Origin of the sequence: Paraburkholderia sp. Ac-20347 (genome assembly GCF_017104805.1) — a bacterium.
GTDB lineage: Bacteria > Pseudomonadota > Gammaproteobacteria > Burkholderiales > Burkholderiaceae > Paraburkholderia > Paraburkholderia tropica.
In genome coordinates this window covers 1-7,580 of record NZ_JAAGPN010000326.1, presented here as the reverse complement: position 1 = coordinate 7,580, position 7,580 = coordinate 1, and the positions used below count along the sequence as shown (strand labels likewise).

Here is a 7,580-nt window from a genome sequence, read left to right as displayed (position 1 = left end):
ATACGGCGCGCGAAGCGTTGGCGCGCTCGACGCCCGAAAGCGCGCAGCAGGTGGCGAGCGAGGCGCGTCCGGTGCTCGATTGCGCGGTCGATGCGAGCGGCGCGGCGTGCGATGTCTATGCCGCCGATGCGGGCTTCGCTGCGCGACGCGCGTCGATTCTGGCGGCGCAGCGCGGCGACAAGGAGGCGGCGGTGCAATACGCGCGCGCGGCGGTCGACGCCGCGCCGCGCAATCCGCAACATCGCGTCGAACTGATCGATGCACTGGTCGCGGCGGGCGATCCGGACGGCGCACGCCGCGAAGCGCGTGCTGCACTCGACGCCGGTCTGCTCGACGCCATGCCGCCTTTGTCCGCCGCGTATCTCGCGCAGCGCGCGGGCGCGGACCGGCGCGCGTTCGAGTATTTCGTGCAAGCCGACGAAGCGGGCCAACTGCCGCCGCAAGCCGCGGGCGACGCGGGCTACAGCGCGTATCGCGCATGGTTCGACGCGGCGTCCGCGCGTTATCTGGAACGCGCGATCGACTACGGCACGGCGCCGCCCGACGGCGTCGCGCCCGCCACGCTGCTGCAATTGCAGGACCTGCGCAACACGCACGCCGACGTCACGCGCGACTGGGGTTTCATCGCCTCGATCAACTATCGCGGCGCGGGTTTGCAGCCTGGCGTGACGACCGGCTCGGTGCCGGGCGCGTACAACAACTGGCAGATGGGTCTCGAAGGCTACTGGCGTCCGTTCGGCTCGCTCGGCGACCGCAACTTCGAAGTCTATGCGCGCGCTTACCAGGACTTCGGCGCGAAGGGCGGCGCGCCGAGCGGCGTCTCGACGGCGCTCGGCGCAATCGGCATGCGCGCGAAGCCGTTCGAATCGATCAACGCCGTGATCGCCTTCGAACGCCTGATCCCGATCGGCTCGCACGCGCCCTCGGACTGGCTCGTGCGGCTCGCGTATTCGGGCGGCTTCGGCACCGAGCGACGCCTCGACGTGCCGTCCTGGTGGACCGTGCAGGACTACGCCGAAGTGGGCCACTACGTGAGCAACGGCTGGAACTACGCGACCGGCTATCTCGAAGCGGGGCGCACGTGGCGGCTCGACGGCATCAGCCCGAAACTGACCGTGTTCCCATATGGCGTGATCGGCATGGACTACGATTCGAGCATCAATCACAGCGTGCCGGTGGGCATGGGCGTGGGCGTGTCCACGCGCTACTGGTTCCGCGACACCTTCTACGATTCGCCGCGCTCGTACGTCGACGTGTCCGTGCAATATCGCTGGCGGCTCACGGGCGACGACCGCGCAGGCGGCGTGTTCTTCGGCGCCGTGCTGTCTTACTGAGGGAGAGGCCGATATGGCGAGGTGCATCGCACAGCCCGGCGCGTATTCAGGTGCGCTTGCGCGCACGCACGTGGCGTGTCTCACGCAGCGCTGCACGCGCGCGGCCGTGGCGGCGCTGTGCGCGCTCGCGGCGGCGGGCTGCACGCTGCAGGTGCCCGCGCATGCCGACGCGCTCGCGCAAGGCGTCGTCTGGCAGCCCGACAACGATCATCTCGATCTGCACGGCAACTGGGACAAACTCGGCGTCAACGAACTGCTGGTGCAGTGGATCGCCGTCGACGACGTGGCCTATATGGCGGGCGCGGGGTTGCCCGCGCCGCGCGTGCCCGACTGGGTGCGCATCTCGAATGAACCGTGGGCGCGCGGCGTGATCGTCGGCCTCGCGGGTTTCGCGGACGAGAAGAAAGCGCGCGCGAACATGGAGGAACTGGTCGAGCGATCGCTGCGGCTCGCGAAGGTGCGCCCGCCCGTGCATATCACCGGCTGGTACTTTCCGGTGGAAGCCGATCCTACCTGGGCCGACGCCGCGCGCATGGGTCCGCTGCTCGAACGCTTGCCGAAGCCGCTCTGGATCAGTGTGTACGACACCAGCAATATCGGCGGCGAGGCGTTCGCGAAATGGCTCGACGGCTGGTTGCCGCGCGATGTCGGCGTGCTGTTGCAGGACGGTTGCGGCGTGTATGCGCGCGGTCCGGCGGCGGCGCGCGAATACGCCGATGCGCTCGCGGCGCATCTGGGCAAGAAGCGCGTGCGCATCATCGCGGAGGCGTTCAGGCCGAAGCAGGGTGGGGGATTCCGCGCGGCCACGGCGGCCGAGCTGGCGCCGCAACTGGAGGCGTATCGCGGCTATCGCGTGTATGTGTTCGACGGCCCGCATTATCTGTCGCCGGAACTCGTCGACGGATTGCTCGCGATACGGCATGGCGAGGGGAAGGCGCGCTAGAAGTCGCGCCTTGAGCCGCGCTCAACGCAATTGAGCGAACGCGATCAGCAACACCATCGAACCGATCGCGCCGTCGAGCACGCGCCACGCGCTCGCGCGGCGGAATAACGGCGCCATCGCCCGCGCGCCATAACCGAGTCCGACGAACCACACCGCGCTCACGCACATCGCGCCGATCGCGAAGGCGAGCCGCGCGCCTTGCGGCTCGCGCGCGCCCGCCGTGCCAATCAGCAAAAACGTGTCGAGATAGACATGCGGATTGAGCCACGTGAACGCGAGCGTCATCAGCATGATGGGCAGCGCGCGCTGCTCGGGCGCGTTGGCCTGCGTCGCGGCGTCGAGCACGGCATGCGTGGGCTTGACCGCGCGCCGCAGCGCGCCGATGCCGAACCAGACGAGCCACGCGAGCCCCGCATAGAGCACGAGATGCACGAAGGTCGGATAGCGCTCGACGAGCGCGGACGCACCGCCCACGCCCGCGCCGATCAGAATGAAATCGGACAGCGCGCACAGAATCACGATCTTGCCGACGTGCGAGCGCAGGATGCCCTGGCGCAGCACGAAAGCGTTCTGCGCGCCAATGGTGACGATGAGCGAAGCGCACAGCGCCGCGCCGTGAGAAAAAGCGAGCCAGTTCATGATGGTCGGAAACGAGGCGGCCGGGACGGCGGGCGCGGAGCGATGAATCGCGCGTTCCGGGCGTCGCGGCGTGGACAGAAGCTGAGAGTGGCGTTAGTCTGCGGCCGGAATCGTCTTAAGCAAAGCTGTTTTTGTTAATCCCGATTAAGGAACGCTAATGCTCGACTACGCGCTGCTCGATGCGCTCGCCGCCGTGGTGCGGCATGGTTCGTTCGACCGCGCGGCCGGCGCGCTGAACGTCACGCCTTCGGCGGTCTCGCAGCGCGTGAAGCTGCTGGAAGAGCGCGTGGGCGCGGTGCTGGTGAAGCGCGGTCAGCCCTGCGTGGCGACGGCTGCGGGCGCGCTGCTGTGCCGCCACACCGAGCGCGTGCAGTTGCTCGAAGCGGAACTGGGCGGCGGCATGCCCACGGTCGCGGGCGCGATCGACACGGCGCGGCCCACCTTGCGCGTGGCCGTCAACGACGACAGCGTGGGCACGTGGTTCATCGACGCCGTCGCGGCCTTCTGCGTGGAGCGCGGCATTCTGCTCGATCTCGTGATCGACGATCAGGACCACACGGCGCAGCGCATGCGCGACGGCAGCGTGCAGGGCGCCGTCACCACCCAGGCCGAGCCGGTGCAGGGCTGCCGCTCGACGCGTCTCGGGCGCATGCGCTATCTCGCGGTGTGCTCGCCCGAATTCTTCGCGCGCTATTTCGCCGACGGCGTGGGGCGCGAGTCGCTGCGCCGCGCGCCCTGCGTCGAGTTCAATCCCAAGGATCAACTGCAAAAGCGCTTCGTGCGCCGCATCACGCGCGCGCAGGTGGACGCGCCGCTGCACTGGATTCCGCACGTTGCGGGCTTTCTGCGCTGCTGCGTGAGCGGGCTCGGCTGGGGCATGTGTCCCGAACGCATGATCGCGCCGCACCTCGAACGCGGCGAACTCGTTGAGCTCACACCGGGGCGCGCGCTCGACGTCGAACTCTACTGGCAGAGCTGGCGTCTCTCGATCGGCTGGCTCGACGATTTCGGCACGATGCTGCGTCGCCAGTCTGCGACCTGGCTCGATCAGGGGCGCGCTTAAGTCCGTTTCCGCTCGCGCGTTTTCGCTCACCCGAATCCGCGCCGCCCGCGATGCGCGAGCGCGGCGGCGGATGTCATTCACACTATCCGCCTTTCATCCGCTATTAGCCGCCATTTGAATTGTTGTTATCCGTGCGGGGAATCGTTGTGTCTATTGGATGACGCGCGCGGCGCGCAATTGGTGCAATCGCCTTGGAATCGCGGCGCAATCCCGTTGCAATCCCGCTGCAATGGCCTTGCAATTCCGCATGACAAAACGGCTAAAGACAAATTGATATTCGATTAATACGTCCTGAAATAGAGGCGTGTCTCGCAATTCAGATCTGTAAGGTTCGGGAGCGTGCGTGCGACAATTCACGGCACCTCGCGGACGCGTTCCGCTTGCGTAATCCCACTGCGCATAAGGCTTAAGACGCCCATGCGTTTCATTGATCGAACAACGATCTCATGCGTATGCGCGCATGTGACGGCGACTCGCCCGGATCCCGTCTGCTGCCCGCTCAGGGCCGCTGGATAAGGCGTTGCGGCAGGTGTGCGGTGAATGCTTTGAATGTCTTAATAGTCTTGCTAATTGGTGCAACCTTTCCGCATTGCTCAGATAGAGCGGTTACTTTTTCCTGTTGACAATGTTAAAAATCAACAAATCTACGAAAAAAGTTCCGAATGTAAAGAAACCACCATTGCCAGCAGATAGTCTGACTTGAAAATTCGACGTCTCGAATTTCATAATTGAGAATTATCGTGTGAAAATTCAGTTTTTTCTGTGGAGAGCGGAAATCGCACGCTATAATCCGGACGTGGCAGAGTGCTTATTCGACCGGCATATTTGAATCGTTTCCACGTGCACGAGGTGCATTATGACGAAATTAGATACCGGCAGCGCATGGCAACAAACCATTGATCTTCTGACGGCCGCTTCGGAACCCGTAAGTCCGGACGTCGAGCCAATGGGCTTCAGAAACTGCAAACCGGTACCCATCACACGCAGCGCATCGGAAGCGGCCAATCGGCGTCGCGCCACGGTGCGGTCGTGGGATGCGCAGGGCATCACCTTGATCCGGCGTCATGATCCGGACAGCATCACCGTATGCTGGAGCGACGCAACCTATGGGCGTTACTCCGACCAGTTGTGGCGCGTCTGCACCGCGCGGCGCAGTGCGGTGTGCGCGTTGACCGGCGAGAAGATCCGCCGCGGCGACGCGGTGTTCCGTCCGAGCCCGAATCGCCGTCATCGTCCGGCCAATGCCGACGCGATGATCCTCGCGAGCAAGCTCGATGCGTTCCCGAACGGCGTCGTGGCCGCGCGTCTCGACGAGGCGCTCGCCGCGTGAGCGGTGGCCGGGCTGCGGCCCGGAGCAAGACGCGGCGGCGAGGGCGGCGGCCGATTGAAGACTGATTAGCGGCTGATGAGTGGTTAATGAGCGGCTAATCGGCAATCATGGCCGCCGATGAGTCGCACCCGCATCATGCGTGCTACATGGTTTTCCTCAAGAGACAGGCCGGTTCGTCCGGCCTGTCTTGTCTCGTTTATCCCTTTCGCTCATACCTTTTATGCGCGTCGTGTCGAGTCGCGCTGATTGCGGACGTTAACGCATCGATATCGCCGTAAAAGCGTCGCTCATGTAACAAGCCCCCGCCGCATGACTGCGACGGGGGCTTGTTTGTCTTCACGCTTCAGGCTTCACGCGAAGCGCGCGTCCGACCAGCGCCGCGCCTTACGTCTGACGATTGCGGCCGCGCGTTACGCGGGCGCGTCGCGCACGGGCTCCTCGTCGATCGTTTCGCGCGTTTCGGGCATCACGAGCCACACCAGCAGCACGGCCAGCGCGCCCGCGGCCGCGAGGCCAAGGAAGCTGACGGTATTGCCGAAGTGATCGGCGATAAAGCCCGCGAGCGCCGTCGAGAGCGTCGCGCCGATCCCCGCCGAGAGCCCGAACAAGCCGATACAGAGGTTGTAACGGCCCTTGCCGCCCGCCACGTCGGCGGCGATCAGCGGCAGCATCACGCCGAACACGGCGGCCGACAGGCCGTCGAGCATCTGCACCGGCACGAGGAAGTACGGGTTGCCCACGGCCGCGAACAGCAGCGCGCGCACGGGCAGGGCGCTGAAACCGAGGATCAGCACCGGCCGGCGGCCCCAGAGCTGCGAGGTGCGCCCGACCCACGGCGACATCATCGCGACAATCGCCTGCGGCACGATGATGCACGCCGCAATCACGAGCTGCACGTTGTCGCCCATGCCGGCCGTCACTTCGCCCGCCGCGAGGTTCAGCATCGCCGCGTTCGAGAGGTGGAACAGCACGACGCAGGCCGCGAACGTGAGCATGCGTTTGTCACGCAGCAGATCGAGAATGGTCTCGCGCTCTTCGCCGGCGGGCGCGGCATCGGCCTTGTTCGCCTTGAGCGGCTTGGGTGCGTGCGCGTGCTTGTCGTATTCGATCATCGCGAGTGCGACGAGCGCCGGCAGCGCAAGCGCGGCCGTCAGCCAGAACACGGCGCGCGGCGAGATGTACTCGCCGCACAGCCCCATCAGCCCGGCGGCCACGGCGCTGCCGATGGACGCCCAGCGCGCGTTGCGCCCCAGCCGGTCGCCGAGATTCTGACGGCCGACCAGCGCGAGCGCGAGCGCGGCCATCGCCGGCACCAGCATGCAGCTCGCGAAGCCGTGGAACACTTCGGCGGCCATCACCGGGATCACGGTCGGGCTCGACGCCAGCAGCACGGCCGAGGCGATGATCGCGATGATCGCCCAGGCAGCGGCGGCCTTCTTGTTCTTCAAGGCGTCGACGGCTGCGCCGCCCGGCACCTGGCTCACCATCGCACTGATCGTGCCGACCGACAGCGCGAGGCCGATTTCGCCCTGCGTCCACTTGTGCGAAGCCAGATACGAAGCGATGAACGGCCCGAAGCCCGTCTGCACGTTCGCGACGAAGAAATTGAGCCAGTCGAGCGCACGCACGCTGCGCAGACTGGGTGTGAATTGCGTGGTCTTACCGATCATTGGGCACCGCGCGCGGAAGCTGCCGGGGCGGCGCCGGTGGCCGGATTCGGGCTGACGGCGCGCACCGGCTGGTCGTTCGCATACGGCGGCGAAGCGTCGACCTGCTGATCGCTCATCTCGATCTGGGCTTCGAGCGCGTTGTTCTTCGTGACGAAGTGCAGCGCCGACCAGTCGGCGGCGATCGTATGACGTTTCTCCAGCGTTCCGCTCACATCGAGCACGACCGCGAGCGGGTCCGCGCCGCCGTCGAGCAGCACGTCGACCACGCGGCCCACCTTGGCGCCGTTGGCGCGTTCGACGGTCGCGTCGATGAGCGGCAGACGCGTCGGGCCGGCCTCGCCGACGCCGGGCTGCGCGCCGCCCGACTTGGGCCGGTCGGTCAGCTGCAGCTGCGCGGGCGTGAGCGCGAGCGTGATGGCGGGCGTCTTCGGCTGCGGATTCACGCGCACGGCGCTCCACGGGAAGCTCGCCTTGCGGTCGCCGATCCCCATGCAACCCCGCAGATTCACGACGACCTCCTGCGGCTTGCCGCCGGGGCACGCGACCATGTCGACGGCAGATCGGCAGAGCGTCGTGGTGGGAAAGAGCGTGCGCCCTTGTG

The 7,580-nt window shown here is 66.3% G+C and carries 6 protein-coding genes and 1 pseudogene; 4 read left to right on the top strand and 3 right to left on the bottom strand.

The annotated features are described in order from the left end of the window. Positions 1 to 1,334 (top strand): annotated as a pseudogene (locus tag G3N97_RS34230) (bacteriophage N4 adsorption protein A); the annotation flags it as partial. Between the two features lie 13 nt (positions 1,335 to 1,347). After that, positions 1,348 to 2,277: a hypothetical protein gene (locus G3N97_RS34225; RefSeq protein WP_241031008.1), complete on the top strand. Its 930-nt coding sequence runs from the start codon at positions 1,348 to 1,350 to the stop codon at positions 2,275 to 2,277. Positions 2,278 to 2,298: 21 nt separating this feature from the next. Here G3N97_RS34225 and G3N97_RS34220 read toward each other — a convergent pair whose 3' ends face one another. Next, positions 2,299 to 2,916: a LysE/ArgO family amino acid transporter gene (locus G3N97_RS34220; RefSeq protein WP_205997297.1), complete on the bottom strand. Its 618-nt coding sequence runs from the start codon at positions 2,914 to 2,916 to the stop codon at positions 2,299 to 2,301. Between the two features lie 157 nt (positions 2,917 to 3,073). Between G3N97_RS34220 and G3N97_RS34215 the strand changes: the two genes are divergently transcribed. Beyond that, complete coding sequence (locus G3N97_RS34215; protein WP_205997296.1) at positions 3,074 to 3,979, top strand: LysR family transcriptional regulator ArgP; 906 nt, start codon at positions 3,074 to 3,076, stop codon at positions 3,977 to 3,979. A 946-nt stretch (positions 3,980 to 4,925) separates the two neighbouring features. Then, entirely contained in the window at positions 4,926 to 5,309 is a 384-nt protein-coding gene (locus G3N97_RS34210; protein ID WP_074986362.1) for a DUF3331 domain-containing protein, read from the top strand. A 410-nt stretch (positions 5,310 to 5,719) separates the two neighbouring features. Here the strand turns inward: G3N97_RS34210 and G3N97_RS34205 are convergent, their stop codons facing one another. Both G3N97_RS34205 and G3N97_RS34200 read right to left on the bottom strand, forming a co-directional pair. Continuing rightward, the gene (locus tag G3N97_RS34205; RefSeq protein ID WP_205997295.1) at positions 5,720 to 6,979 is read right to left on the bottom strand and encodes an MFS transporter; all 1,260 of its coding nucleotides are present in this window, start codon (positions 6,977 to 6,979) and stop codon (positions 5,720 to 5,722) included. Then, on the bottom strand, positions 6,976 to 7,580 hold a 605-nt coding region (locus G3N97_RS34200), incomplete at its 5' end, for a PRC-barrel domain-containing protein (RefSeq protein ID WP_241031007.1). The genes G3N97_RS34205 and G3N97_RS34200, both read right to left, overlap by 4 nt.

Bases quoted from the DNA above. Each gene is read 5' to 3' on its own strand.
- G3N97_RS34225 (WP_241031008.1), top strand. From the start codon at position 1,348: ATGGCGAGGTGCATCGCACAGCCCGGCGCGTATTCAGGTGCGCTTGCG.
- G3N97_RS34220 (WP_205997297.1), bottom strand. From the start codon at position 2,916: ATGAACTGGCTCGCTTTTTCTCACGGCGCGGCGCTGTGCGCTTCGCTC.
- G3N97_RS34215 (WP_205997296.1), top strand. From the start codon at position 3,074: ATGCTCGACTACGCGCTGCTCGATGCGCTCGCCGCCGTGGTGCGGCAT.
- G3N97_RS34210 (WP_074986362.1), top strand. From the start codon at position 4,926: ATGGGCTTCAGAAACTGCAAACCGGTACCCATCACACGCAGCGCATCG.
- G3N97_RS34205 (WP_205997295.1), bottom strand. From the start codon at position 6,979: ATGATCGGTAAGACCACGCAATTCACACCCAGTCTGCGCAGCGTGCGT.